The 26,047-nt window shown below is 72.5% G+C and carries 20 protein-coding genes and 2 pseudogenes; 11 read left to right on the top strand and 11 right to left on the bottom strand.

All coding sequences use genetic code 11. The features are described 5' to 3' along the window. Window positions 1–161 precede the first annotated feature (161 nt). Complete coding sequence (locus ABZ805_RS20000) at window positions 162–2,564, top strand: heavy metal translocating P-type ATPase (RefSeq protein ID WP_358442258.1); 2,403 nt, start codon at window positions 162–164, stop codon at window positions 2,562–2,564. Here the strand turns inward: ABZ805_RS20000 and ABZ805_RS19995 are convergent. Both ABZ805_RS19995 and ABZ805_RS19990 read right to left on the bottom strand, forming a co-directional pair. Beyond that, complete coding sequence (locus ABZ805_RS19995) at window positions 2,542–3,201, bottom strand: hypothetical protein (protein WP_358442255.1); 660 nt, start codon at window positions 3,199–3,201, stop codon at window positions 2,542–2,544. The two genes, ABZ805_RS20000 and ABZ805_RS19995, sit on opposite strands and share 23 nt — an antisense overlap. A gap of 79 nt (window positions 3,202–3,280) precedes the next feature. Next, window positions 3,281–5,221: a cytochrome c oxidase assembly protein gene (locus tag ABZ805_RS19990; protein ID WP_358442252.1), complete on the bottom strand. Its 1,941-nt coding sequence runs from the start codon at window positions 5,219–5,221 to the stop codon at window positions 3,281–3,283. Between the two features lie 384 nt (window positions 5,222–5,605). Here ABZ805_RS19990 and ABZ805_RS19985 point away from each other — a divergent pair. After that, a pseudogene (locus ABZ805_RS19985) lies at window positions 5,606–6,847 on the top strand (PepSY-associated TM helix domain-containing protein); the annotation flags it as partial. A 372-nt stretch (window positions 6,848–7,219) separates the two neighbouring features. Here ABZ805_RS19985 and ABZ805_RS19980 read toward each other — a convergent pair. The 4 genes and pseudogenes from ABZ805_RS19980 to ABZ805_RS19965 all read right to left on the bottom strand — a co-directional run. Beyond that, a pseudogene (locus ABZ805_RS19980) lies at window positions 7,220–7,579 on the bottom strand (DUF2637 domain-containing protein); the annotation flags it as partial. A 318-nt stretch (window positions 7,580–7,897) separates the two neighbouring features. Then, a complete protein-coding gene (locus tag ABZ805_RS19975) occupies window positions 7,898–8,782 on the bottom strand; it encodes a glycine betaine ABC transporter substrate-binding protein (protein ID WP_358442250.1) in 885 nt (294 codons plus the stop codon). Window positions 8,783–8,802: 20 nt separating this feature from the next. After that, window positions 8,803–9,663, bottom strand: a complete 861-nt coding sequence (locus ABZ805_RS19970; RefSeq protein WP_224958668.1) for an ABC transporter permease subunit — start codon at window positions 9,661–9,663, stop codon at window positions 8,803–8,805. Next, entirely contained in the window at window positions 9,656–10,819 is a 1,164-nt protein-coding gene (locus ABZ805_RS19965; RefSeq protein ID WP_358442248.1) for a betaine/proline/choline family ABC transporter ATP-binding protein, read from the bottom strand. Before ABZ805_RS19965 ends, ABZ805_RS19970 begins: the two co-directional genes overlap by 8 nt. Window positions 10,820–11,044: 225 nt before the next feature. On the opposite strand from ABZ805_RS19965, the gene mshC reads away from it, so the two are divergent. Then, on the top strand, window positions 11,045–12,280 hold the full coding sequence (gene mshC / locus ABZ805_RS19960; RefSeq protein ID WP_358442245.1) for a cysteine--1-D-myo-inosityl 2-amino-2-deoxy-alpha-D-glucopyranoside ligase: 1,236 nt from the start codon (window positions 11,045–11,047) through the stop codon (window positions 12,278–12,280). 73 nt (window positions 12,281–12,353) lie between these two features. Here mshC and ABZ805_RS19955 read toward each other — a convergent pair whose 3' ends face one another. Beyond that, a complete protein-coding gene (locus ABZ805_RS19955) occupies window positions 12,354–13,187 on the bottom strand; it encodes a PAC2 family protein (RefSeq protein WP_358442242.1) in 834 nt (277 codons plus the stop codon). A 269-nt stretch (window positions 13,188–13,456) separates the two neighbouring features. Between ABZ805_RS19955 and ABZ805_RS19950 the strand changes: the two genes are divergently transcribed. The 3 genes from ABZ805_RS19950 to ABZ805_RS19940 all read left to right on the top strand — a co-directional run bounded on the left by ABZ805_RS19950 (window position 13,457) and on the right by ABZ805_RS19940 (window position 15,461). Further along, complete coding sequence (locus ABZ805_RS19950; RefSeq protein WP_358442240.1) at window positions 13,457–14,137, top strand: HAD family phosphatase; 681 nt, start codon at window positions 13,457–13,459, stop codon at window positions 14,135–14,137. A gap of 55 nt (window positions 14,138–14,192) precedes the next feature. Next, window positions 14,193–14,456 carry a phosphoribosyl-ATP diphosphatase gene (locus tag ABZ805_RS19945; RefSeq protein ID WP_358442237.1) on the top strand — a complete coding sequence of 88 codons (264 nt, stop codon included), beginning with the start codon at window positions 14,193–14,195 and terminating at the stop codon, window positions 14,454–14,456. Window positions 14,457–14,612: 156 nt separating this feature from the next. After that, window positions 14,613–15,461, top strand: a complete 849-nt coding sequence (locus ABZ805_RS19940) for a VOC family protein (RefSeq protein ID WP_358442234.1) — start codon at window positions 14,613–14,615, stop codon at window positions 15,459–15,461. Window positions 15,462–15,667: 206 nt separating this feature from the next. Here ABZ805_RS19940 and ABZ805_RS19935 read toward each other — a convergent pair whose 3' ends face one another. Next, window positions 15,668–16,444 carry a thioesterase family protein gene (locus tag ABZ805_RS19935; protein WP_358442231.1) on the bottom strand — a complete coding sequence of 259 codons (777 nt, stop codon included), beginning with the start codon at window positions 16,442–16,444 and terminating at the stop codon, window positions 15,668–15,670. 38 nt (window positions 16,445–16,482) lie between these two features. Then, window positions 16,483–17,409 carry a RecB family exonuclease gene (locus ABZ805_RS19930; RefSeq protein ID WP_358442228.1) on the bottom strand — a complete coding sequence of 309 codons (927 nt, stop codon included), beginning with the start codon at window positions 17,407–17,409 and terminating at the stop codon, window positions 16,483–16,485. An 88-nt stretch (window positions 17,410–17,497) separates the two neighbouring features. On the opposite strand from ABZ805_RS19930, the gene ABZ805_RS19925 reads away from it, so the two are divergent. Both ABZ805_RS19925 and ABZ805_RS19920 read left to right on the top strand, forming a co-directional pair. Then, window positions 17,498–18,640 carry a site-2 protease family protein gene (locus ABZ805_RS19925; protein ID WP_358442225.1) on the top strand — a complete coding sequence of 381 codons (1,143 nt, stop codon included), beginning with the start codon at window positions 17,498–17,500 and terminating at the stop codon, window positions 18,638–18,640. A gap of 134 nt (window positions 18,641–18,774) precedes the next feature. Continuing rightward, window positions 18,775–19,605, top strand: coding sequence for a tRNA (adenine-N1)-methyltransferase (locus ABZ805_RS19920; RefSeq protein WP_224960100.1), 831 nt, complete (start codon window positions 18,775–18,777; stop codon window positions 19,603–19,605). 45 nt (window positions 19,606–19,650) lie between these two features. Here the strand turns inward: ABZ805_RS19920 and ABZ805_RS19915 are convergent, their stop codons facing one another. Continuing rightward, a complete protein-coding gene (locus tag ABZ805_RS19915) occupies window positions 19,651–20,442 on the bottom strand; it encodes a hypothetical protein (RefSeq protein ID WP_358442221.1) in 792 nt (263 codons plus the stop codon). 570 nt (window positions 20,443–21,012) lie between these two features. Between ABZ805_RS19915 and arc the strand changes: the two genes are divergently transcribed. Both arc and ABZ805_RS19905 read left to right on the top strand, forming a co-directional pair. After that, window positions 21,013–22,812 carry a proteasome ATPase gene (gene arc, locus ABZ805_RS19910; protein WP_358442219.1) on the top strand — a complete coding sequence of 600 codons (1,800 nt, stop codon included), beginning with the start codon at window positions 21,013–21,015 and terminating at the stop codon, window positions 22,810–22,812. Window positions 22,813–22,939: 127 nt separating this feature from the next. After that, window positions 22,940–23,884 carry an aldo/keto reductase gene (locus ABZ805_RS19905; protein WP_358442216.1) on the top strand — a complete coding sequence of 315 codons (945 nt, stop codon included), beginning with the start codon at window positions 22,940–22,942 and terminating at the stop codon, window positions 23,882–23,884. 12 nt (window positions 23,885–23,896) lie between these two features. Here the strand turns inward: ABZ805_RS19905 and ABZ805_RS19900 are convergent, their stop codons facing one another. Beyond that, complete coding sequence (locus tag ABZ805_RS19900; RefSeq protein ID WP_358442213.1) at window positions 23,897–24,412, bottom strand: NUDIX domain-containing protein; 516 nt, start codon at window positions 24,410–24,412, stop codon at window positions 23,897–23,899. 124 nt (window positions 24,413–24,536) lie between these two features. On the opposite strand from ABZ805_RS19900, the gene dop reads away from it, so the two are divergent. Beyond that, window positions 24,537–26,036 (top strand): depupylase/deamidase Dop, encoded by a 1,500-nt coding sequence (gene dop, locus ABZ805_RS19895; protein WP_358442210.1) that lies wholly within the window; start codon window positions 24,537–24,539, stop codon window positions 26,034–26,036. The last annotated feature ends 11 nt before the right edge of the window (window positions 26,037–26,047 follow it).

Raw genomic sequence — 26,047 nt, 5'->3', positions numbered from 1 at the left:
CCGATCGTGTAATGGCGAACGCCTGTTCGACCCCGTAATCATGGAAGAGGCCCGGAGTTCCGCAGCTCACAACGAGCCGCGGGAACCCCGCACCGGGCCGGACCGACTGTGTGCACGGGTGGCCTGATCGCGGCCACCGGAGTTCCGCGAGAGGGTGCCCGATGTCCCCGACGACGACCCAGCCGACCGGACCGCCCGCCGGATCGGCGCCGACCGCCCCGTCCCGGCAGGTCGAGCTGTCCGTGCGCGGCATGACCTGCGCCGCCTGCGCGACCCGGGTGGAGCGCAAGCTCAACAAGCTCGACGGCGTGCGGGCCGCCGTGAACTACGCGACGGCCGTCGCCACCGTCGAGCTCTCCGCCGGACGCGGGGCCGAGGACGAGGTCGAGCGGCTGATCGGCACCGTGCGCGGAGCCGGCTACGACGCGGAACCGGTGCCCCCACCGGACGCGGAGCCCGAACCCGCCGCGAACGGGTCCGCGCCGGACCGGGTGCGGGACCTGTGGCGGCGGATGCTGGTCGCGGTGGTGCTGTTCGTGCCGCTGTGCGACCTGTCGATCCTGTTCACGGTGGTGCCGCAGTCCCGCTTCCCCGGCTGGCAGTGGCTGCTGGTGGCGTTGACGCTGCCGGTCGCGGGCTGGGCCGCGTGGCCGTTCCACCGGGCCGCGCTGCGCGGCGCCCGGCGCGGCGCGTCCTCGATGGACACCCTGGTGTCGCTGGGCGTCACCGCCGCCGTCGGCTGGTCGCTGTACGCGATGTTCGCCCGGCCCGACCCGGTCGGCGAACCCGGCTGGTGGCTGCTGCTGAACCCGCAGGGCGCGCTGTACCTGGAGGTCGCGGCGGGCGTGACCGCGTTCGTGCTGGCCGGCCGCTACTTCGAGGCGCGGGCGCAGCGGCGGGCCGGGGACGCGCTGCACGCGCTGGCCGCGCTGCGGGCCAAGGACGTGACCGTGCTGCTCGACGACGGTTCCCAGCAGGAGGTCCCGGCGGCGGAACTCCGCACCGGGCAGCGGTTCCTGGTGCGGCCCGGTGGGACCGTCGCCACCGACGGGATCGTCGAGGACGGTCGCGGTGCGCTGGATCGCAGCGCCATGACCGGCGAATCCGCGCCGGTCGAGGTCGGTGCCGGGGACGACGTGCTCGGCGGCACGACGGTGCTCGACGGGCGGCTCGTGGTGCGGGCCACCCAGGTCGGGGCGGACACCCGGCTCGGGGCCATGCTGCGGCTGGTGTCCGAGGCCCAGTCCGGCAAGGCCGCCGTGCAGCGGCTGGCGGACCGGATCTCCGCGTACTTCGTGCCCGCCGTGCTGGCCGGATCGGCGCTGACCCTGCTGGCCTGGCTGCTGTGGACCGGCGACCCGGACCGCGCGTTCACGGCGGCGCTGGCGGTGCTGGTGATCGCCTGCCCGTGCGCGCTGGGCCTGGCCACGCCCACGGCGCTGATGGTCGCGTCCGGGCGCGGCGCCACGCTGGGCATCTTCATCAAGGGCTACCAGGCGCTGGAGTCGACCCGCGACGTGGACACCGTGGTGCTGGACAAGACCGGCACCGTCACCGAGGGCCGGATGTCGGTGGTGGAGCTGCACGTCCTGCCGGAGCACGACCGGGCCGGGGTGCTGCGCCGGGCGGGCGCGGTCGAGGACGCCTCGGAGCACGCGGTGGCCGCCGCGATCACCGCGTTCGCCCGCACCGAAGCGGATTCCCGCGCGGTGGGCGCCGACGGCGGAGGTGCCGGAGCGGCCGATACCGGCGGGACCGATACCGGCGCACCGTCCGAAGAGGACAGTACGGCGGTCCGGTTCCCCGCGGTCCACTCGTTCGCGGCCCGGCCAGGACTCGGCGCGCACGGCGTCGTCGAGGACCGCGACGTCCTCATCGGCCGCCGCGCGCTGTTCGACGAACGGGATTGGGACGTGCCCGCCGGGCTCGACCGGCTCCGCGAGAGCTGGGAGGCGCAGGGCCGCACCGCGGTGCTCTGCGGCGAGGACGGCGCGGCCGTCGCCGTGTTCGCGCTGGCCGACGCGGTGAAACCCACCGCCGCGCGGGCCGTCGCCGAACTGCACCGGCTCGGGCTGCGCACCATCCTGCTCACCGGCGACAACGCCACGACCGGCCGGGCGGTGGCCGACGAGGTCGGCATCGAACGCATCATCTCCGAAGTGCTGCCCGACGAGAAGGCCGAAGTGGTGCGCGGTCTCCGCACCGAAGGCCACGTCGTCGCGGTGATCGGCGACGGCGTGAACGACGCCCCCGCACTGGCCACCGCCGACCTCGGGCTGGCCGTCGCGACCGGCACCGACATCGCCATCGACGCCGCCGACCTGATCCTGGTCCGGGACGACCTGACGGTCGCACCGGACGCGATCCGGCTGGCGCGGGCCACGTTGCGCACGATCCGCGGGAACCTGCTCTGGGCCTTCGGCTACAACCTCGCCGCGCTGCCGCTGGCCGCGCTGGGGCTGCTCAACCCGCTCATCGCGGGCGCCACGATGGCGCTGTCCTCGTTCTTCGTGGTGTCCAACAGCCTGCGGCTGCGGCGCTTCACCGGGCTGCGCACCGACTAGCGGCGACGCGCGCGACCGGGCCGCACCAGCACCGGCCGACGGTCCGGTCGCGCGCCCACGCCCGGATCTCCGCGTCGAGCGTGGGACGCGCATCCGGTTCGTCCTCGTACCGGACCCGCCACTCCCGCATCGCCGCGAGCTCCTGGTCCGGGTGGAAGTAGCCGACACCCACGACGAACCCGACGGCCCGGTACGGCGAGATCATCCCGTCCAGCAGGGCACCGGCCGCGTTCCGGCACGCCATCGGGAACGACCGCTCGGCGCCGCCCGGACCGATCAGGACCTGCGGCGGGATCTCCACCAGCGGGGCCAGTGCGAGCCGCTCGTCGCGGGAGGCGTGCCGGTGCGGATCGGCCGCCACCTCCGCCAGCGGTTCCCGCAGCTGGTCGACGCAGCGCAGCACGGCCCGCTCCCAGTGGCTGCCGGTGCGGTGCTGCGCCGGATCGTCCAGCAGGGCGAGCACTTCCCGGTAGAGCTGCACCACGCCGCTCGTCGCCACGTCCAGGTCGAGCAGCGCGCAGCCGTGCACGAACCAGGCCAATGCCCGGCCACGGGCCCGCTCCGGCTCCGCGTGGTCCCGCCGCGCGTCGAGACCGCGCAGCTCCTCGACGCGCAGCCGCACTCCACGTGGTCGCACGCCCGCCGAGGATAGGGGCTCGTCCAGGTCCGGTCCCCCGAATCCCGTTGCCGGTCGGGGCAGGTTCGCGGACCCTCCGTCAGCGGCGTTCCGCCAGCTTCGCCAACATCGCGTTGTAGGCCGCGAGCTCGTCGTCCCCGGACCGGTCGGCGCGGCGCGCCACCCGCGTGTCGTGCCGGTTCCACTGGGTCAGCAGCGCGATCAGCACCACCACCAGCGGCGCCTCCCCCGCCGCCCACGCGATGCCGCCGCCGAGCTTCTGGTCCGCGAGCAGGTCCTGCGCCCACGGCAGGTCGAGGGTCCGGTAGAAGTTCTCCGCGATCACGTCGTTCATGCCCATCACGATCACGCCGAAGAACGCGTGGAACGGCATCACCGCGAACACCATGCCCAGCCGCCCCAGGTGCGGCAGCGGCTTCGGCGCCGGATCGACCCCGATCACCGTCCAGTAGTACAGGTAGCCGATGAGGACGAAGTGGACGTTCATCAACTCGTGCGCCCAGTGCTCGGACATCGCGTTCTCGAACAACGGCGTGAAGTACAAGGCGTAGAACGAACCCACGAACAGCACCGTCGCGATCCCCGGATGCGCCACCGCTCGCGCCACCGGTGAGTGCACCACCGCCAGCAGCACCTCCCTGGCGCCGTGCGGATTCCCCCGGCCCGCGGTCGGCAACGCCCGCAGCGCCAACGTGATCGGACCACCCAGCACGAGCAGCACCGGCGCCAGCATGTTCAGCACCATGTGCACCAGCATGTGCACGCTGAACACCCCGGACGAGTAGACGCCCAGCCCGGAGGACGTCGCGACCAGCACCGTCGCGCAGCCGAGCAGCCACGCCGCCGTGCGCCCGGCAGGCCACCGGTCCCCGCGCCGGCGCAACCGGCGCACCCCCGCCACGTACAGCGCCGCCAGCACCACCACGGCGAGGCCCAGGACCAGGTCGAAGCGCCAGGTGCCCAGGAATCCCCAGGCGCTCGGCGGGCCCGGCAGGTCGTAGCCGAGGATCACCTCCGAGGAGCTCGCCTCGCGGTCCAGCATGTTCGGCGGCGGCGTCTGCGCCATGCCCATCGACACCCCGACCGACACCAGCATGATCACCAGCTCGGCGGACAGCAGCGCCACCGGCGCCGCGAACCGGCGCCGCACCCAACTCCCGCAAGCGCCGAGCAGCGCCAGCAGCACGATCTTCGCGAGCACCAGCGCACCGAACCCGGTCCGCCCCAGGTCGGACAGCGGCATCAGCACCAGCACGTCCACCAGGCCGGACGCCGCCAGCACCAGCCAGCTCACGCCGGCGAACCGGCGGTACCTGCGCAGCACCAGCTCGCGGTGCGCGCCACCGCGCCGCAGGTGCGCGATCACCGCCGCGAGCAGCCCCAGCCACAGCGCCGCCGCCAGCACGTGCAGCACGATCGCGTTGGTCCCGAAGTCGTGCCCCGCGTTCGACGCCGAATGGCCCACCACCGCGGGCGGCAGCAGCCCGAACGCGGCGAGCGCCACTAGCCCCAGCGCGGGCCGCCAGCGCAAGGTCATCCGCGCGCTGATCGCCACCACCAGCGCGACGCCCGCGGTGATCGCCCACGCGGTCGGCTCGTACAGGGCGCTGAACAACCCGGTGAACGCATCCGGGGGCAGCACGCGGCGCAGCGGATGGCCGGTCCCGTCCGCCATCTCGAACGGCATCATCAGCACCGCCGCGACCGCCCACACCCACGCCGCCGCACCCGCCGCGCGCACCGCGGCGAACCCGTCCGGCGCGATGCCGCCGGAGTTTCGCGGCGAGGTGAAGAACGCGGCGAACGCCAACGCCCCCAGCGTGATCGCGGCGGCCGAGTCCGCCACCAGCCGCACCAGCCCGATCCCGATCCGCACCACCACGCCCGGATCGGACAACCCGAGCAGCGCGTAGCCGGATTCGCCGAGGAACACGGCGACGAACGCGGACACCAGCGCCGCGACGCTCGCGCCCGCGATCCACGGCAGGCGGTGCGGGGGCTGCGAACCGGGTGGTGCCACTGCGTTCGTCCTCGTGCTCGGCGTCCGGCGGCGGACGGCGGCCCGCCCCGGGAACGGGCCGCTGCCCGTTCCCCGACTGGTCGCGCACCCCGCTGCCCGAGTTCCGCGCACCCGCTGTGACCTCACTCGCACCCGGCTCCGGCGGAGTGAGCGGACCGTTCGTCCGATCCCGCTGGACGAACGGTCCGCTCACCCACCCCGAACCCGAGTGAACGGACCCCTCGCCCAATCCCACTGGACCAACGGTCCGCTCACCCACCCCGAACCCGAGTGAACGGACCCCTCGCCCAATCCCACTGGACCAACGGTCCGTTCACCCGCGCCCGTCGGGTTCGGCGAACGGGGCAGCGGGCACCTCCGTCCGCTCCCACATCGTGGAGGGGGATGTCACAGCGGGAACCGAGCACGATGATCAGGCGACTAGTGGATCGACCGAAGCGGCTGAGGACAGGAGCGGCGATGGCCACGGATCCAGGTCTCGCGGAGCAGCAGGCGCCGGAATCACCCGGTGCGGAGGCGGCGCGGCCGGCGGACCCGCCCGCGTGGGCGGTGCTGCGGCCGCTGGTGCTGCGCCTGCACTTCTACGCGGGTGTGTTCATCGCACCGTTCCTGGTGGTGGCCGCGCTGACCGGCCTGGTGTACGTGTTCACACCGCAGCTGGAGGAGGCCGTCTACGCCCGGGAGCTGCACGTGCCCGCCGCGTCGGCGGTGCACCCGCTGTCGGAGCAGGTCGCGACGGCCCGCGGCGTGCGCCCGAGCGAGCGGGTGCAGGCGGTGCGCCCGGGCGCGACCGGCACCGACACCACCCAAGTGATCTTCGCGGCGCCGGACCTCCCGGAGAGCTACGTGCGCACCGTCTTCGTCGACCCGCACACGCTGGAGGTGCGCGGCGACCTGGTCACCTACGGTTCGGGCCAGGCGCTGCCGCTGCGCGCGTGGATCGACAACCTGCACCGGGGCCTGCACCTGGGCGATGCGGGCCGGCTCTACAGCGAGCTGGCGGCGAGCTGGTTGTGGCTGGTGGTGCTGGGCGGGGTGGCGCTGTGGATCGGCCGCACCCGCCGCGAACGGCGCGCCCGGCTGCTGCTGGCGCCGGAGTTCCGCCCGGCCGGGCGCAGGCGAGTGCTGTCCTGGCACGGGGCGGTCGGGTTGTGGGCGGCGCTCGGGCTGCTGTTCCTGTCCGCGACCGGCCTGACCTGGTCGGTGCACGCGGGCGAGAACGTGACCGCGGTGCGCGAGCAGCTGTCCTGGGAGACCCCGGCGGTGTCGACCGCGCTGCCGTCGCACGCCGCGCGGGACGTGGGCATCGACCGGGTGCACGCCGCGGCTCTGGAGGCAGGCCTGGACGGGCCGGTGGAGATCACGGCGCCCGCCGACCCGGGTTCCGCCTACACCGTGCAGCAGGTGCAGCGCAGCTGGCCGACGAAGCAGGACCAGGTGGCGGTGGACCCGTCGACCGGGTCGATCACCGAGACGATCCGGTTCGCCGACTACCCGCTGATGGCGAAGCTGTCCCGCTGGGGCATCGACGCGCACATGGGGCTGCTGTTCGGGCTGGCGAACCAGCTGGTGCTGGCGGCGCTGATGCTCGGCCTGCTCTCGATGATCTTCTGGGGCTACCGGATGTGGTGGCTGCGCAGGCCCACCCGCGGCGGCGGCCGGGTCGGCCGGGTGCCTCCGCGGCGCGTTCCGGGAGTTCTCGGCGCGTTCGTCGTCCGAAGTGGACGATTCGGTCCTGGCGGCGGGTTCGGCTTCGACGCGCGGCTGGACCTCCGCGCGGGGTTCGACGCGTTCGGTCTCCCGCTCGCCGATCGCGCCGGCCGCCTGTTGCTCCTGCTCGGCCTGCGCCGCGATCTTGAGCGCGTTCGCGCGGCGGGTTCCGGGCGGGGCGAGGGTGCCGAGCCCGGCGATCTCCTCGACCGGGATGTCGATGACCTGCTTGCGGAACGCTTCGCCGGTGCTGCGCCGGTCCACCATCCAGCGCAGCACGAGCAGGCCCGGCCGCAGCCGGAACCCGCGCATGCCGTGCTTGGCCTCGTAGTCCGCGCGCAGCTCCAGCAGCACCACGTCGAACACCGCGACCGCCGCGATGGGGAGCCCGGCGGCGACGATCTGCGCCTCCTGGCTCGGCTGGTGGATCCAGTTGATCCACGAGCTGACGCCGGTGAACGCCCACATCAGGATGCGGCCGCGCACCGCGGAGCGGCCGTTGATGGAGGAGCGGTAGGTCATCAGGGTGCAGGCGAACGCGGCGCCGTCGAAGGTGGCGGGCACCAGCCACGCCGACCAGTAGGTGAACCCGGCCATCGACTGCATGCCGTACTCGTGCAGGCCGACGAAGCTCGCGCCCCAGCCCATCACGGCGGCCATCGCCACGAAGATCAGCGCGGCGATGGACAGCGAGCGGCTTCCGCGATCGCGGGGGGCGCTGGGAAGCGGCTCCGCGTTCGGAATCGGGCTGCTGGTCGAGTGCTCGCTGCTCTTGGCGGCGTCATGCACGGGGTGTCCTCCAGATTCGCGTGACGGCACGCTCGGCAGTGCCGGATAGTAACTAACCCATCACCTGGACGGATGACCGGATGCCGATTCTGTGCTAGGGGAGGGCCCGATTCGCTAGCAATGAGTGGTTTTCGCCGGGTGGCCGACCGCCGCGCGGCAGGAGCGGAGGCGCCGGGATCAGCCGGTGAAGCTCGCGATGACCTCCGGGTGCGCGTCGGCCCACCGAGCCGCCGCCGCCTTCTCCTGGCCCTTGGGCGCGGCGTTGACCTCGTTCTCCAGCGACGCCAGCTGCGCGTCGTCGAGGTGGAACTTCCGCACCATTCCCGTCACCTCGGGGAAGTCGGCCGTGAAGCCCTTCCGGCCGACCGCGTGGATCTGTTCCGCCGCCCCCATCGCGCCGCGCGGATCGGCCAGGTCCTTGATCGGGAACTTCGCGTACGCCCAGTGCGGGTGCCACAGCGTCACCACGATCGGCTGGTGCGCGTCGACGGCGCGTTGCAGCGACGCGAGCATCGCGGTGGTGGAGGAGGTCTGGAGGGTGTACTGCCCGTCCAGCCCGTACTGCGGGATCATCTGGTCGCGGGTCACCCGGCTGAGACCGGCCCCCGGGTCGATGCCGGTGATGGTGCCGCCGAACTCGCCGGCCCGGCCGCGCAGGTCCTCGATCGAGTTCACGTCCACCAGGTAGTCCGGTACCGCGATGTTCAACGTCGCCCGGTCGTACCAGACGCCGAGGTCCTCCAGCCGGTCGTGGTACTGCGCCCAGTAGTCGGCGTGCGTCTGCGGCAGCCACGAGTCGAGGAACAGGTCGACGTCGCCCTTCGCCAGCCCCGCGTAGGTCGGTCCGGCCTCCAGCTCGGTCAGCTGCACCTGGTAGCCCCGCCGTTCCAGCACCACCTCGTACAGGTTGCTGACGGCGATCGCCTCGTCCCAGGCGATGTAGCCGATGGTGATCCGCTTGCTCTGCTGCCCGGTCTCCGGTTGCCTGCCGCCGCACCCGGCGGCGAGCAGCACGAGCGCCGCCAGCAGTGCGACGCACGCGACCCAGCGCGATCTCCGCATGGTCCTGCCTCCCGTCCTCGTCATCCGGTGCGCGCGGCGCGGCGCGCCGCGGGGGAGCGGTCGGCGAGCACGGCGGTGATCCGGTCCAGGTAGACGGCGAGGATCACCACCGCCACGCCCGCTTCGAACCCGGCGCCCAGCTGCACCCGCGTTACCGCGGTGTAGACCTCGGTGCCCAGGCCTTCGGCGCCGACCATGCCCGCGATGACCACCATCGACAGCGACAGCATGATCACCTGGTTGATTCCGGCCATGATCGACGGCAGGGCCAGCGGCAGCTGGATGCCGGTGAGGATCCGGCGCGGCGGCGCCCCGAACGCGTGGCCCGCTTCGACCACCTCGGCGTCGACCTGCCGGATGCCCAGCTCGGTCAGCCGCACCCCCGGCGGCAGCGCGAAGATCACCGTGGCGACCACGCCGGGCACCGACCCGATGTTGAAGAAGAAGATCACCGGGATGAGGTAGACGAACGCGGGCATCGTCTGCATCAGGTCCAGCACCGGCCGCACCACCCGGCTCACCACCCGGCTGCGGGCCGCCAGCACTCCCAGCGGGACGGCCACCGCGATCGCGATCGCGCTGGCCACGAGCACGAGCGCCGAGGTCTGCACCGTCGGCGGGAACTCCCGCATGCTCACCACCAGCCCGAACCCCAGCAGCGCGAACAACGCGAACCGCCAGCCGCGCAGCCACCAGCCCAGCGCCGCCAGCAGCAGCACCAGCACCCACGACGGCGGCCACAGCAGCGCCGCGGTCAGCCCGTCCACCGCCGAGCGCACCACCAGGTCGATGAAGTCGAAGACCGGGCCGATCGTGTCGTCGAGGAAGTTCACCAGCGCCTGGAACCAGTCGCCGAGCGGAACCCTGGGTAGCTCAGGCATCGCCGCCCTCCTGCCCGCCCGCGCCGAGCGCGCGCAGCAGCGGCACCGGCCGCACCAGCCCCACCAGCCGGCCCGTCCCGTCGACGACCGGGGTGTCGGTGCCGACGCGGCCGAGGAATCCGTCGAGCGTGCGGTCCGCGGCCACGGGCTCCGGCCCGGGGTGCAGCAGGTCGGCGAGCGCGGCGTCCGGTGGTGCGAGCTCCGCGGCCGACCGCTCCAGCAGCCCCACCGGCCGCCCGCGGTCGGTGATCGGCAGCCGGTCCAGGTCGTGCTCGCGCAGCAGCTCCAGCGCCCGCCGCAGCGGCTCGGCGCGATCCGCGTGCACGGCCGGTTCGGCGACGAGCCCGGCGGTGAGCACCCGGCTGCGGTCCACGTCCCGCACGAAGCGCGCCACGTAGTCGTCCGCCGGGCGGTGCAGGATCTCGGCGGCGGTGCCGACCTGCACGATGCGCCCGGCGCGCATCACCGCGATGCGGTCGCCCAGCCGCATCGCCTCGTTGAGGTCGTGGGTGATGAACACGATCGTCTTGCCCAGCTCGCCCTGCAGCCGCACCAGCTGGTCCTGCATGTCCCGCTTGATCAGCGGGTCGAGCGCGCTGAACGCCTCGTCCATCAGCAGCACGTCGGTGCCCGCGGCCAGTGCTCTGGCCAGCCCCACCCGCTGGCGCATGCCGCCGGAGAGCTGCGCCGGGAACCGGTGCTCCCACCCGGTCAGGCCCACCATGCCCAGCGCCTCCGCCGCCCGTCCGCGGGCGCGCGCCGGCGGATCGCCGCGGACCAGCGGCCCGTACTCGGCGTTGTCCAGCACGGTGCGGTGCGGCAGCAGCGCGAAGTGCTGGAACACCATGCTCATGGTGCGTTGCCGCAGCACCCGCAGGTCCCGGCCGGTGAGCGCGGTGACGTCGCGGTCGTCGGCGCGCACCCGGCCCGCGGTGGGGGTGAGCAGGCCGTTGAGCATCCGGATCAGCGTGGACTTGCCGGAGCCGGACAGGCCCATCACCACGAACGTCTCCCCGGGCTCGACGGTGAACCCGACGTCGAGCACGGCGACGGTGGCGCCCGCCCCGGCCGGGTCACCGGCCCGGCAACGCCGCAGCGCCTCCTCGGGCCGGGTGCCGAAGACCTTGCACAGACCGTCCGCTCGGAGCGATGTCAACGCCTCGCCTCCTCGCCCGGTGCGGCTCGCGCGGACCTGTGCCAGATCCCGCGATCCCGTGCGGTGCGGCGGAAATCCTCCGCATCCGACCGAGGATAGGCCCGGGGCGGGCGGGGCCCGACATTGTCGAAAGTCCCGACTGCGGGCGGCCCGCGGCAGTGCCCTGGTTCTCACGATGTGTAACGGGGCGGCGTCCGGTCGGCGGAGACGTTTAAGGTCGGATGCATGCAACCCTGGTCGTCGGTCCCCGTGCCCCAGGTGCCGGGCACACCCCGCCCCCTCCGGCTCTTCGACACCGCCACCGGCGAGGTCCGGCCCACCCAGCCCGGCCCCGTCGCGCGGATGTACGTCTGCGGCATCACCCCGTACGACGCCACCCACCTCGGTCACGCCGCCACCTACCTGGCGTTCGACCTGGTCCACCGCATGTGGCTGGACAACGGCCACGAAGTGCACTACGTGCAGAACGTCACCGACATCGACGACCCGCTGCTGGAGCGGGCCGACCGGGACGGCGAGGACTGGATCGTGCTGGGCATGCGCGAGACGGCGCTGTTCCGGGAGGACATGTCCGCGCTGCGGGTGCTGCCGCCGCAGGACTTCATCGGTGCGGTCGAGGCCATGCCGGAGATCGTGGAGGCCGTCGGGAAGCTGCTGTCCTCCGGCGCGGCCTACCGGGTCGACGACGAGTACCCGGACGTCTACTACCGGCACGATGCGACCGGCCGGTTCGGCTACGAGTCGAACTACGGCCCGGAGGACATGCTCAAGTTCTTCGCCGAGCGCGGCGGCGACCCGGACCGCCCCGGCAAGGAGCACCCGCTGGACGCGCTGCTGTGGCGGGCCGCCCGTCCCGGTGAGCCGTCCTGGGAGTCCGAGCTCGGGCCCGGCAGGCCCGGCTGGCACCTGGAGTGCTCGGTGATCGCGCTGAACCGGCTGCGGATGGACTTCGACGTGCAGGGCGGCGGCTCCGACCTCGCGTTCCCGCACCACGAGTACAGCGCCGCGCACGCCGAGGCGCTGACCGGCGAATCCCCGTTCGCGCGGCACTACTGCCACGCGGGCATGGTCGGCCTCGACGGCGAGAAGATGTCCAAGTCCAAGGGCAACCTGGTGTTCGTCTCGCGGCTGCGCGGCGACCGGGTGGACCCGATGGCGGTGCGGCTGGCGCTGCTGGACGCGCACTACCGCACGGACCGCTCCTGGACGGCGGACGCGCTCACCGCGGGCACCGCTCGGCTCGCCCGCTGGCGGGAGGCCGCGGCGCTGACCGCGGGGCCCGCCACGGCGACCGCGATCGCCGGGTTGCGGGACCGGCTCGCCGACGACCTGGACACCGAAGGCGCGCTGCGCGCGATCGACACGTGGGCCGACGAGGCGCTCGCGGGCGGCGGCAGCGACGCGGCCGCGCCCGACGAGATCCGCGCCGCGGTCGACGCGCTGCTGGGCGTGCAGCTCTGAGCAGCGGGCCCGAACAGCGGAACGCCCTCCGAGCCTGGCTCGGAGGGCGTTCTCGTGCGATCGGGCGTGCGCATCAGCCGGGTCCGGGACCCAGCGGCCCCTTGCCGCCCGGCCCCCGCCTGCGCAGGTAGCGCTCGAACTCGGCGGCGATCGCGTCGCCGCTGGTCTCGGTGAGCTTCACCTCGGCATCGCCGCGTTCTTCCAGGGCGCGCACGTAGTTGCGCACGTCCTCGTCCTCCTCGGCCATCTCGCTGACCGTGGTCTCCCACTCCTCGGCCTGGTCGGGCAGGTTGCCGAGCGGGACCTCCAGGTCCAGCGCGTCCTCCACCCGGTGCAGCAGCGCCAGCGTCGCCTTCGGCGACGGCGGCTGCGACACGTAGTGCGGGACCGCCGCCCAGAACGAGATCGCCGGGATGCCCGACTGCACGCACGAGTCCTGGAAGATCCCCACGATGCCCGTCGGGCCCTCGTAGGTGGAGCGCTCCAGCCCGTAGCGGGTCGCCGAGTCCGCGTCGTAGGCCGTGCCGGTCACCGGAACCGGGCGGGTGTGCGGCGAATCGGCCAGCAGCGCGCCTAGCGAGACCACGGTGCGCACCCCCGCCTTGTCGAGGTGCTCCAGCAGCTCCGCGCAGAACGCGTTCCAGCGCATGTTCGGCTCTATCCCGTGCACGAGCACCACGTCGTGCTCGGCGCCCGGCGGCCGGCACACCGACAGCCGCGTCGTCGGCCAGCTCACCTTGCGGGTCACGCCGTCCACCAGCTTCACCGTGGGGCGCGAGACCTGGAAGTCGTAGTACGGGTCCGGGTCGATCTCGGCCAGCGGGGAGGCGTCCCAGGTGAGTTCGAGGTGCTCGATCGCGGAGCTTGCGGCGTCGCCCGCATCGTTCCAACCTTCGAATCCGATCACCGCGATCGGAGCGGTCGGCCCTGCGGGTTTGCCTTCGGTCGATGTCCCTTCGGTCGATTTCCCCTCGGTCCGGTCCACCTGGTCTGCGGAGCGTGGTTCGCGATCGTTCACCGCGTCAGCCTACGACCTATCGCCGACGTGAGCGCCCGACATCCCGCAGACGTTCGGAACCGGCGGGGGAGGGATCGGCCACGTTCGCTGGGAGCCGCCCCGGGCGCCCTGCTGTACTGGCGGGGTGGGACTGATGAGCTTGCTGAGATCAGGGCGCGATGGCTGACGCCCGCCCCGCCGCCGTTCTGTTCGACATGGACGGCACCTTGGTCGATTCCGAGAAGCTGTGGTCGATCTCGCTGAGCGATTACGCCGTGCACCGCGGTGGTGAGCTCGGCGTCGCCACCCGCGAAGCGATGGTCGGCTCGAACATGTCCACCAGCATGCGGATGCTGCTGGCCGATCTGGGCCTGCCCGCCGATCCGGCGAACGTCGCGGACGCCGCCGGGTGGGTCGAGAAGCGCAGCGCCGAGCTGTTCCGCCAGGGCCTGCCGTGGCGGCCCGGGGCCCGGGAGGCGCTCGACCAGGTGCGCGCGCTGGGCATCCCGTCCGCGCTGGTCACCTCCACGATCCGCTCGCTGGCGGAGATCGCGCTGGACACGCTGGGCCGGGATTTCTTCGACGTCACCGTCTGCGGTGACGAGGTCGACGGCCGCAACAAGCCCGACCCGGAGCCGTACCTGCGGGCGGCGCGGCTGCTGGACGTGGACCCGCGGCGCTGCGTGGCGGTGGAGGACTCGCCGACCGGAGTGGCGGCGGCCGTCGCCGCCGGGTGCACCGTGGTCGCGGTGCCCTGCGAGGTGCCGCTGGAGCCGGGGGAGCGGCGGGTGCTGCTGTCCTCGCTGGAGTCCTTCGACGTGCCCGCGCTGAGCGCGCTGCTGCCGGGCGCGGTCGCGTGAGCGGCGGCGGGACCGCTGTCGGGTCCCGCCGCGCCGGATGCGAGGATCGAACGTCGTGAAGACCTTCGACGAGCTGTTCAGCGAGCTCCAGGAACGCGCCCGCACCCGGCCGGAGGGCTCGGCCACCGTCGCCGCGCTCGACGCCGGAGTGCACGCGCAGGGCAAGAAGGTCATCGAGGAGGCGGGCGAGGTGTGGCTCGCCGCCGAGCACGAGTCCGACGAAGCGCTGGCCGAGGAGATCTCGCAGCTGCTCTACCGGCTCCAAGTGATCATGCTCGCCCGCGGGCTGAGCACCGAGGACGTCTACCGGTACCTCTGAACGTGCGACGCGAGCGGGTGGAACATCCCGTTCGTCCCTGTCGTCCCGTTCAACTCCGTTGCCCCGATGGAGGAATCCGCCTCGGCGCGACCTCGATCGCCGATCACTCGGTCATAATGGGAGTGATCTTGAAGCGATGAGGTGGGGGTGAGGAAGATGGCCGTAGTGCAGCCAGGGGAAGCGGCTCCCCAATGGGAGATCGTGGCCGGGATGCCGTGCTGGATCGAGCTGGTCACCACCGACGTGGACCAGGCCCGCGAGTTCTACGCCGAGCTCTTCGGCTGGCAGTACGACACGCACCAGGACGACGAGGCCGGGGAGCACGTCGTCGCCTACCGCGACGGGTTCCCCGTCGCCAGCATCCGCCGCTCCGCGGGCGAGCACTCCGAATGGCGGCTGTTCCTCGCGGCGCAGGACGTCGACGCCGTCGCGGAGCAGGCCCGGGGCGAAGGCGCCCGGATCGTCGTGCCGCCCGCCGACGTCCCCGGCATCGGCCGCAAGACCGTCCTCACGGGGCCCTCCGACGCCGAGTTCGGGTTGCTCTCGCCCGACGACTCCTGGCAGTTCGACGTCGGCCTGCCCGGCACCCTCATGTGGGCCGAGCTCGTCACCATCAAAGCCGCCGCCGCCGACGGCTTCTTCCAGCACCTCTTCGGCTACGAAGCCGAGCAGTTCGGCGCCGAGAACCGCTCCAACTACGCCGTCTGGTACCTCGCCGGGGAATCCGTGCTCGCCCGGGTCAGCATGATCCGGGACTACATCACCCCCGACACCCGGCCGCACTGGCTGCTCTACCTCGGCGCCGACGCCGAGGAAGGCATCGACGGGCTCGTGCACCGCGCCATCGGACTCGGCGGACGAGTCCGCGTCGACCCCTACGGCTCCAGCATCGGCCGGGTCGCCGTGCTGCGGGACCCCACCGGGGCGCGGTTCGCGGTCGTGGACGACACCCAGGCCACCGACTGGTTCGACAGCGCGGCCAACTTCGATCCTTACGACGACTGATCGTCTTCGGCCTGCCCGGCGGGGCGAGTAGCGGAACCTCAGCGTCCTCCTCGCTGCGGGATCGTTTTCACCGGTGGCTCCGCCACAGGAGAAAACGCTGTCCTCGCGAGGAGAACGCTGAGAACCCGCGGGTGGTCCCGTTGCTCTGGTGGTCGCTGCTCAGCGGCTGCGCCGCTGACAGGAAAGAGGGAAGACGGTCGGCTCGGTCAGCGGGGGGTGACCAGGAGGGTCTGGGCGGAGCGGCCGACCGGGCCGGTTCCGTCGTGGACGGTGCTGGTGGCGAGGCCGCCGCCGTCCGGGCCGAGCGTGGTCTCCGCGTCCAGGCCGACCCACTCGCCGACCGGTTCCCGGTGCAGGTGCACCGTCAGGTCGGTGTTCGCGAACGACCACTCCGACATCCGCGCCCGCCGGGACACGCCGCTGGACGAGTCCACCACCGCGAACAACCGCTGCAGCGGGCTCGGTTCCTCCCCGGCCAGCAGCGGAATCCGCTGCCGCGCCCACACCCGCGCGCTGCCGAGCTCGGCGCCCGGACCCGCGCGCCACTCCATCGCCGCCGCGTAGCCGTGGTCCCAGCCGTCGATGCCCGGCACCTCCGGCCACGCCAGCGGATCGCCCAGCACCTCGTGCGCACCGCCCGCGACCGGCGTGCTGTCCCCGCGGACCATGCGCCACGCGCGAGCCGTCGCGCACACCCGCCCGCCCGCGGACAGCTCCGCCGACAGCAACTGCACCGAACGACCCGGGCGCAGCACCTCGGCGCGCACCGCCAGCTCGGCCACCGGCACCGGGCCCAGCACGTCCACCGCCACCCGGCGGATCGCCGTGCCCGGCGCGGGATCGCAGCGCTCCAGCTCGCGCACCAGCAGCGCCGACACCGGGCCGAAGTGCTGCGCCGCATCCGACCAGGGGCCCGCGGTGTGCTCGGTGGCGCGGAACCGGTCCGCGCCCAGCCGCTCGTAGAACACGGCCCGTTCGTCCACTGCGTCCTCCTCGATCACGGTTCGCCCTCGGCGAACGCTCAGTCCGTCCGGTCCAGCAAGGACTCCTGTCCCGGGTCGGGCTCCGGCCAGCCCGGGTAGGGCGGGGGAGTGCCGCCGAACTCCGGGCAGCGGGACTTGTGATCGCAGTAGTCGCACAGCTTGCTCGGGTTCGGGCGGAAGTCGCCGGTCCTCCCGGCGCGCAGGATCGCCTGCCAGATCGCCTCCAGCGTCCGCTCGAACCGGCGCAGCTCGGCCTCGTCCGGCGCGTAGGCCAGCGACTGCTTGTCCGACAGGTACATCAGCAGCAGCTGCTTCGGCACCTCACCGCGGGTGCGCCACAGCACCAGCGCGTAGAACTTCATCTGGAACATGGCCTTCGCCTCGCCGATCAGCCGAGGCGCCGCGCCCGTCTTGTAGTCGACCAGCCGGATCTCCCCGGTCGGCGCCACGTCCACCCGGTCGATGAACCCGCGCAGCAGCAGCCCCGACTCCAGCTCCGTCTCCACCCGCAGCTCGCAGGCCTCCGGCTCCAGGCGGCGCGGATCCTCCAGCTCGAAGTACGAATCGAGCAGCCGGGTCGCCGACCCCAACCAGGTGCGCAGCTGCGGGTCGTCCGGTCCGTCGAACAGCTCCGCCAGCTCCGGCTGCCCCGCGAGCAGGTCCTGCCAAGCCGGTTCCAGCAGGTCCCGGGCGTGCTCGGCGTCGCGCTGCTCGGTGGGCAGCGCGAACATCCGCTCCAGCACCGAGTGCACCACCGTGCCGCGCACCTGCGCCCGCGTCGGCGTCTCCGGCAGCCGGTCCACCGCGCGGAAGCGGTACAGCAGCGGGCACTGCTTGAAGTCACCCGCGCGCGACGGCGACAACGCCGGTCTGCGCCTCCCCGCGGGCAGGCTCGCCCCGTCCGACCCGCCCACGGCGGCGAGCTCCGATCGGGTGCCATCGCTGGTCCGGGCCGGTTCCACCATGCCCGCACCCTAGAACAGGGGTCCGACGGGATCGCGCACGCGTGGCGGATCACCGGCGCCTCACGGGTCCCGCTCTACCCTGTGGGCCATGTCCGCCAACACGGCCCGCGGCCGAGCCGCTCCACCGGACAACGGCCTGCTGCTGTGCCGGGTGGCCGGGGTGCCGGTGCTGCTGTCGCCGTCCTGGTGGGTGGGGGCCGCGTTCATCGTGCTGCTCTACACCCCGCTGGTCGGCCGCATCCTGCCCGCCGCGAGCGTGTGGACCTGCGCGTTCCTCGCCGCCGGGTGCACCGTGCTGCTGGCCGCCTCGGTGCTGCTGCACGAGCTCGGGCACTGCGTGGTGGCGATGCGGCTGGGTCTTCCGGTGCGGCGGATCCGGCTGTTCCTGCTCGGCGGCGTCTCCGAGATCAGCCGCGAGCCCGCGGCCCCCGCGCAGGAGGGCCTGGTGGCCGCCGCGGGGCCCGCCGTGTCGGTGTTGCTCGCCGCGGGCAGCGGACTCGGCTGGTACGCGATGGAACCCGGCGGGGCGATCTGGTTGCTCGTCGCGCAGACCTGCGTCGCCAACATCGCGGTCGCCGTGTTCAACCTGCTGCCCGGGCTGCCGCTGGACGGCGGGCGGATGCTGCGCTCCCTGCTGTGGGCGGTCACCGGGCGCAGGCAGCTCGGCACCACCGCGGGGGTCGTCGGCGCCGGGCTCGTCGCCGCCGGACTGCTGGTGTGGGCGCTGCTCGGGCTGCTGCAGGACGTGGACGACCAGTGGCTGCGGCTGCTGGCCTGCGTGTTCATGGTGTGGTTCGTCATCGCGGGCGCCACCGCCGAGCACGCCGCCGAACAGCGCAAGAGCCGGCCGGTGCGGTTCTCGCTGGCCGAGCTGATGCGCCCCGTGCTGCAACTGCCCGCCGAGAGCCCCGTCGGCGACGCGCTGGTCGCCGCCGCCGGGCGCGGGGTGGTGCTGGTGCGCGCCGACGGCGTCGCGGTGGGCCTGCTCGACCAGTCCGCCGCCGAACGCCTCGCGACCCGCGCGCCCCGCGACCCCGCCGAGCACGCCGCCGAACCCGTCGGCCCGGACACCATCCTGCTGGAGGGAGAGCCGGGGGAGGACGTGCTCGAACGGGTGCGTACCGTACTGGCCTGGCAGTTCCTCGTCATCGACACCGAAGGCAGGCCCTGCGGGGTGCTGCGCCGGGAGGACCTGCGCAGCGCGCTCCGCTCCCGCGCCCGCGAACGGTGAGCACCGGCGGGAACCGCCCGGACCCTCTGCGACGATGGTCCGCCGAACCCGCCGAGCCGCGGCACCCCCGCTCACTCCCGTGACGTCCCGCGCCGGCGGCCCTTGCCGAACGCGCACTTGGAGGAACGAAGCACGTGAGCACCGTCAGCGGTGAGTTCCAGCCCGGCGACCGGGTCCAGCTGACCGATCCGAAGGGCAGGCACTACACCGTCGTCCTCGAGACCGGCGGCGAGTACCACACCCACCGGGGCGCACTGGCGCACGACGACCTCATCGGCAGCCCCGAGGGCTCGGTGGTCACCTCGGCGGGCGGCACCTCGTTCCTGGCGGTGCGGCCGCTGCTGGCCGACTACGTGCTGTCCATGCCGCGCGGCGCGCAGGTCATCTACCCGAAGGACGCCGCGCAGATCCTGATGTGGGGCGACATCCGCCCCGGCGCGCGGGTGCTCGAAGCGGGCGCCGGTTCCGGTGCGCTGAGCTGCTCGCTGCTGCGCGCCGTCGGCGAGCAGGGCAGCGTCGTCTCCTACGAGGTGCGGGAGGACCACGCCGAGCACGCCGAGCGCAACGTGCGGAAGTTCTTCGGCGAGGTCCCGGAGAACTGGACGCTGCGCGTCGCCGACCTCGCCGACTACGACGAGGGCCAGGTCGACCGGGTCGTGCTGGACATGCTCTCGCCGTGGGACGTGCTGGACACCGTCTTCCAGAACCTGGTGCCGGGCGGCGTCCTGGTGGTCTACGTGGCGACCACGACGCAGCTGTCCAAGGTCACCGAGGCCATCCGCGAGCAGCAGTGCTGGACCGAGCCGCAGGCGTGGGAGACGCTGATCCGGCCGTGGCACGTGGTCGGCCTGGCGGTGCGCCCCGAGCACCGGATGGTCGCGCACACCGCGTTCCTGCTGGTCACGCGGCGGCTCGCGGACGGCGTGACGCCGCCGCGCCCGCAGCGCCGCCCCAGCAAGGGCTGAGCGGGGTCCGGTGGCACCGCGACCCCCGCGGTGCCACCGGCCACCTCACTGCCCGAGCTTGCAGATCTTCCAGGCACCGTCCTCGACGGTGAGCACGATCGTCTGGTCGACGGGCATCGTGGCGCCGCCCAGCGTGTAGTCGCCGTTGAGCTTCGCCCGCGCCTGCTCGCCCTGCGCGGTCACCTGCCCCAGCTCCACCTGGAACCGCCCGCTGGAGAGCTGCTGGAACTGCTGGTCCAGCTCTGCGCGGTTGGACTGGCACAGCTGCGGTCCGAGCGCGGCGAAGTCGCCCGCGTTCACCTTGTCGACGAGTTCCTGCGCGGCGGGCCGGGGCTCGCCCGGGCCGCCGCTGCCGCCGAACAGGAAGAGGCCGCCGACGACGGCCCCGGCGACGACGACCACGCCGACCCCGCCGAGGATCCACGGCAGCGGGGACCGGCCCCGCTCGTCCTCGTCGTCCTCGATCTCGGCGGGCTGCTGGGTCCAGGCGCCCGCGCCGAACTCGCCGCCCCAGTTCGGGGCGGGGGCGATCGACCCGTACTGGTCCTGGAACTGCCCGAACTGCGGGTCGAGGTGGGCCTGGCCGAACGCGGGCTGCTGGCCGGGCTGGGGCTGCCCGAACGGGTCCTGCCCGGGCGCGGCCGGGAAGGGCTGCTGGCCCGGTTGTGCCGGAACCCCGGCGATGGGGCCCTGCGGCCAGCCCGCGTGCTGGTTCGCGTAGAACGCGGGCTGCTGCTGCGGAGGTGGGGTGCCCTGGGTTGCCGCGCCGTCCGCCTGGTTCCCGGCGGGCTGCGGGTCCCACCCGCCCGGGCCGGGCTGTTGCGGCGGATAGGTCATGGGATGTTCCTCCCCCAAGGTCTGTGCTTAGGCCGCACGGAGGTGCGGTCGCCGTCTTCTCGGCGCGCGTAAGTAGACCAGAGCGTTATCCGGCGCATGTCAGGAGTAGACCTTTCCGATCCGTACGCCCGGGGTGTCCCTCACCGGGTGAGATGCCCGACATGAGGATCTGGCCGGAGCACGTTTCGACTGCGGAAACCCCGCGTTGTTCCAAATGATGGGAGAAGTCGGACACGCCCGTCCGCAACGACACCCGGTTGTCAGCCCACCGACACCCGGATGCCGACGTTCGGCACCGAACGCGGTGGCGGAGCGGAAAACCCGTGGTCGTGCGCCCGGTCACGCGACCACCGAAACCGGGTGGTGCCACCGAATGGACCATGATCGTGGACGCACCGTGTTCACCGTCCACTCCCACCACGCCCGGGCCGGGTCGTCGACGACGCGCGAATCATGGGTATTCGCCGATTTTTGTGGCAGGCTGGCGCATCCGGCGGGCCAATCACGACGCCGCTGTCGTCGGTGATCGCCGGTACCGTGGTGGTACGAGCACGGGAGGAGGGTGCCGATATGCAGCACGACCGTCCCGGCAGCCGGCCTGAGGAGGGCGGCGAGCAGCAGCCCGGCGGGCAAGCCGAGCTCAACAGCCAGATTCGTCTGCTCCAAGACGAAGTGGCGTTGCTGCGCCGAAAGCTCAACGAGTCGCCCCAACAGGCCCGGTTGCTGGAGAAGCGGCTGGCCGAGGCATCCGAGCGGGTGAGCCAGCTCACCGAACGGAACGCCAAACTCACCGAGACCCTGAAGGAAGCGCGCGGCCAGCTCACGGCCCTGCGCGAGGAGGTCGACCGCCTAGCCCAGCCACCCAGCGGATACGGGACCTTCCTGTGCCGCTACGAGGACGGCACGGTCGACGTGTTCACCTCCGGCCGCAAGATGCGGGTCGCCGTCTCGCCCAACGTCGAGCTCGACGAGCTCGGTCTCGGGCAGTCGGTCCGGCTCAACGAGGCGCTGACCGTCGTGGAGGCGGGCGCCTTCGAGCAGATCGGCGAGGTGTGCACCTTCCGGGAGATCCTGCCCCCGAGCCTCACCGACACCGCGGGCACCCACCGCGCCCTGGTGCTGGGCCACACCGACGAGGAACGCGTCGTGTGGCTGACCGACCCGCTGGTGGAGGCCGGGCTCAAGTCCGGTGACTCCGTGCTGGTCGACAGCAAGGCGGGCTACGCCTACGACACGGTGCCGAAGGCCGAGGTCGAGGACCTCGTGCTCGAAGAGGTCCCGGACGTGGGGTACCTGGACATCGGCGGTCTGGGCAGCCAGATCGAGCAGATCCGGGACGCCGTGGAGCTGCCGTTCCTGCACTCCGACCTCTACGTGCAGTACCAGCTGCAACCGCCGAAGGGCGTGCTGCTCTACGGCCCGCCCGGGTGCGGGAAGACGCTCATCGCGAAGGCGGTGGCGAACTCGCTGGCCAAGAAGGTCGCCGCGGCGCGCGGGGATGACGACGGGCAGGCGAAGTCCTACTTCCTGAACATCAAGGGCCCCGAGCTGCTGAACAAGTTCGTGGGCGAGACCGAGCGGCACATCCGGCTCATCTTCCAGCGCGCCAGGGAGAAGGCCTCCGAAGGCACCCCGGTGATCGTGTTCTTCGACGAGATGGACTCGATCTTCCGCACCCGCGGCAGCGGCGTGTCCTCGGACGTGGAGACCACGATCGTGCCGCAACTGCTCTCGGAGATCGACGGCGTCGAGGGCCTGGAGAACGTCATCGTCATCGGCGCCTCCAACCGCGAGGACATGATCGACCCGGCGATCCTGCGACCCGGCAGGCTCGACGTGAAGATCAAGATCGAGCGGCCGGACGCCGAGTCCGCGAAGGACATCTTCTCCAAGTACCTCACCGAGGCGCTGCCGGTCCACGAGGAGGACCTGCTCGAGTTCGGCGGGGACAAGGCCGCCTGCATCGACGCGATGATCCAGACGACCGTCGAGCGGATGTACGCCGAGACCGACGAGAACCGGTTCCTGGAGGTCACCTACGCCAACGGGGACAAGGAAGTCCTGTACTTCAAGGACTTCAACTCCGGCGCGATGATCCAGAACATCGTGGACCGCTCCAAGAAGGCCGCGATCAAGTCGGTGCTCGACACCGGGCAACCGGGCCTGCGGGTGCAGCACCTGCAGGACGCGATCATCGACGAGTTCGCCGAGAACGAGGACCTGCCCAACACGACCAATCCGGACGACTGGGCGCGGATCTCGGGCAAGAAGGGCGAGCGGATCGTCTACATCCGGACCCTGGTCAGCGGCAAGAACCAGGAATCCGGCCGGGCGATCGACACGGCCACCAACACCGGCCAGTACCTCTGAGCCAGCACGGGAGCGGCCCCGCCGGAACCATCGGCGGGGCCGCTTCTCGTTGCGCCACCGCGGTTTCCGCCCCGGTGGAGTGGTGCCCGAGTGTCGATCCCGACGGGCAGCGATTAGGTTTTCAGGCATGATCTCCACGTCTGCGGGCCGGTTCGGACTCGGGCTGGCCGCGCTCGGCCGCCCCGCCTACATCAACGTCGGCCGCAGCGACGCGCTGCCCGCGCACCGGACCGCCGAAGCGATGCGGGTGCACACCGCCCAGGTGCTCGACGCGGCCTTCGCGCGCGGCATCCGGTGGGTGGACGCGGCCCGCTCCTACGGCTCGGCGGAGGAGTTCCTCGCCGGCTGGCTCGCCGAACGCGGCCACGGCGACGTCACCGTCTCCAGCAAGTGGGGCTACGCCTACGTCGCCGAGTGGCGCATCGAGACCGAGGTGCACGAGGTCAAGGAGCACTCGGTGGAACGCCTCCGCGAGCAGTGGGCGCAGAGCCGCGCGCTGCTCGGCGACCGGGTCGACCTGTACCAGGTGCACTCGCTCACCCCGGAGAGCCCGCTGTTCGACGACCTGGCGCTGCAGCACGAGCTGGCCCGGCTCCGCGACTCCGGGGTGCGGCTCGGGTTCTCCACCAGCGGTGCCGCGCAGGCCGATGCCGTCGAGCGGGCCTGGGAGCTGGAGATCGGCGGGGCACAGCTGTTCAGCGCCGTGCAGTCCACCTGGAACTCGCTGGAGCCCTCGGCTGGGCGGGCGCTGACCGAGGTGCACCACGGTGGCTGGCGGGTGCTGGTGAAGGAGTCCCTCGCCAACGGCAGGCTCGCGGTGGACCCGCCGGAACTGCTGGCCAGGGTCGCGCGGCGGCACGGCACCACGCCCGACGCGGTGGCTCTGGCGCACGCGCTCGCCCAGCCGTGGGCGGACGTGGTGCTCGTCGGGCCCGCCGACGTGGCGCAGCTGGACTCGAACCTGGCGGCGGCCGACGTGCGGCTCGACGCGACCGACCTGGGCGAGCTCGCCGCGCTGGCCAGGGATCCCGCCACCTACTGGGGCGAGCGCGCGTCGATGCCCTGGCACTGACCCCGCCAGCCGTCAGGCCTCCTGCCGGGTGAACCACTCGTGGATGAACTGCCTGCTGTCGGCGGCGAACGACCAGCCCGGGTCCGCCAGGCGGGCGCGCAGCTCGTCCAGCGGCATCCACCAGCCGTCGGCGACCTCCTCCGGCTGGTGCACCACCGGCCCGTCCCAGCGCACCTCGTAGACGAAGCCGTGGTGGCGCACCGAGCCGTCCTGGAACACCGAGCGGAACAGGAACCGCAGCGGCACGCCCCGGACGCCCAGCTCCTCCGCCAATTCCCGCTCGGCGCCCACCGCCGGCTCCTCGCCCGCGGCGACCACCCCGCCCGCGAAGCAGTCGTGCGCGCCCGGGTTGACGTCCTTGTGCTCGGTGCGCCGGTGCACGTAGACCGATCCGCCGTCGACCGAGCGCACCAGGATCGAAGTGGCCGCGTGCCACAACCCGTCCCGCCGCATCCGCCAGCGCGGCGCGGACCCCGCGACCCGGCCCGACTCGTCGTACACCGCCACCTGTTCGTCCTGAGCTCCCACGCCCGCATCCTCGCAGAGATCATCCGGTGGAAACCCGGAACGCGGTTCCCGGGACCACTCGGCAGGCGGAACCGGCACCGCCGGAAACTCTGCTTCCCGGCCCGGAACCCGTAGGCTTCCAGGTATGCGGCGGATCATGGGAACCGAAGTGGAGTACGGCATCGTCGTGCCCGGCGATTCGACGGCGAACCCGGTGCTGACCTCCACGCACATCGTGCTCGCCTACGCGGCCGCGGCCGACATCCCGCGCGCCCGCCGTGCGCGGTGGGACTACGAGGTGGAGTCACCGCTGCGGGACGCGCGGGGCTTCGACCTGGGCGCCTCGGCGCCGCAGAACAACGGCAACGACAGCGACGACCTCGGCGCGGCCAACGTCATCCTCACCAACGGCGCCCGGCTCTACGTCGACCACGCCCACCCCGAGTACTCGGCCCCCGAGGTCACCAACCCGCGTGACGCCGTCATCTGGGACAAGGCGGGCGAACGGGTGATGGAGGAGGCCGCGATCAAGGCGGCCAGCGTGCCCGGCACCGCGCAGATGCAGCTGTACAAGAACAACGTCGACGGCAAGGGCGCCAGCTACGGCACCCACGAGAACTACCTGATGGCCAGGGACACCCCGTTCACCGCGGTGATCGCCGGGCTCACCCCGTTCTTCGCGTCCCGCCAGGTGATGTGCGGGTCCGGGCGCGTCGGGCTCGGGCAGGCGGGGGAGAAACCGGGCTTCCAGCTCTCCCAGCGCTCGGACTACATCGAGGTCGAGGTCGGCCTGGAGACCACGCTCAAGCGCGGCATCATCAACACCCGCGACGAGCCGCACGCCGACGCCGACAAGTACCGCAGGCTGCACGTCATCATCGGCGACGCGAACCTCGCCGAGACCTCCACGTACCTGAAGGTCGGCGCCTCCGCGCTGGTGCTGGACATGATCGAGGCCGGCGAGCGCTTCGACGACCTCAAGCTGGCCGACCCGGTGCAGGCGGTGCACCTGATCAGCCACGACCCGACGCTGCGCCAGATCGTGGAACTCGCCGACGGCCGCCGGTTCACCGGCCTCGACCTGCAGCGCGAGTACCACGACCGGGCGGCGCGGCACGTGGCCGAGCACGGCGGCGACCAGGCCGCCAAGGACGTGCTGGCCACCTGGGGCGAGGTGCTGGACCTGCTCGGCGGGGACCCGATGGACTGCGCGGACCGGCTCGACTGGCCCGCGAAGCTGCGGTTGCTGGAGAACTACCGGGAGCGCGGCAACCTCGGCTGGGCCTCGCCGAAGCTGCACATGATCGACCTGCAGTACTCCGACGTGCGGCTGGACAAGGGCCTGTACAACCGGCTGGTGGCCCGCGGCTCGATGCGCAGGCTCGTCACCGAGGACGAGGTGCGCGCCGCCGTCACCAGCCCGCCGGAGGACACCCGGGCCTACTTCCGGGGACGCTGCCTGGAGCGCTACCCGGCCGCGGTCGCCGCCGCCTCCTGGGACTCGGTCATCTTCGACCTGGGCCGGGAATCCCTGGTGCGCATCCCCACCCTGGAACCGCTGCGCGGCACCCGCGCCCACGTGGGCGAGCTGCTCGACGCCGCCACCAGCGCCGAGGAACTGGTGGACTCGCTGACTCGCGGCTGACCACGATCCGG

The organism is Saccharopolyspora sp. NPDC047091, assembly GCF_040643635.1.
Taxonomy (GTDB): Bacteria; Actinomycetota; Actinomycetes; order Mycobacteriales; family Pseudonocardiaceae; genus Saccharopolyspora_C.
Note: the sequence above shows the minus strand (reverse complement) of the source record. Positions and strands in the feature narration are given on the sequence as shown.

Coding starts and splice junctions, on each gene's coding strand:
- ABZ805_RS20000 (WP_358442258.1), top strand. CDS start 162: ATGTCCCCGACGACGACCCAGCCGACCGGACCGCCCGCCGGATCGGCG.
- ABZ805_RS19975 (WP_358442250.1), bottom strand. CDS start 8,782: ATGCGGAGATCGCGCTGGGTCGCGTGCGTCGCACTGCTGGCGGCGCTC.
- ABZ805_RS19970 (WP_224958668.1), bottom strand. CDS start 9,663: ATGCCTGAGCTACCCAGGGTTCCGCTCGGCGACTGGTTCCAGGCGCTG.
- mshC (WP_358442245.1), top strand. CDS start 11,045: ATGCAACCCTGGTCGTCGGTCCCCGTGCCCCAGGTGCCGGGCACACCC.
- ABZ805_RS19950 (WP_358442240.1), top strand. CDS start 13,457: ATGGCTGACGCCCGCCCCGCCGCCGTTCTGTTCGACATGGACGGCACC.
- ABZ805_RS19940 (WP_358442234.1), top strand. CDS start 14,613: ATGGCCGTAGTGCAGCCAGGGGAAGCGGCTCCCCAATGGGAGATCGTG.
- ABZ805_RS19930 (WP_358442228.1), bottom strand. CDS start 17,409: ATGGTGGAACCGGCCCGGACCAGCGATGGCACCCGATCGGAGCTCGCC.
- ABZ805_RS19925 (WP_358442225.1), top strand. CDS start 17,498: ATGTCCGCCAACACGGCCCGCGGCCGAGCCGCTCCACCGGACAACGGC.
- ABZ805_RS19915 (WP_358442221.1), bottom strand. CDS start 20,442: ATGACCTATCCGCCGCAACAGCCCGGCCCGGGCGGGTGGGACCCGCAG.
- arc (WP_358442219.1), top strand. CDS start 21,013: ATGCAGCACGACCGTCCCGGCAGCCGGCCTGAGGAGGGCGGCGAGCAG.
- ABZ805_RS19905 (WP_358442216.1), top strand. CDS start 22,940: ATGATCTCCACGTCTGCGGGCCGGTTCGGACTCGGGCTGGCCGCGCTC.
- dop (WP_358442210.1), top strand. CDS start 24,537: ATGCGGCGGATCATGGGAACCGAAGTGGAGTACGGCATCGTCGTGCCC.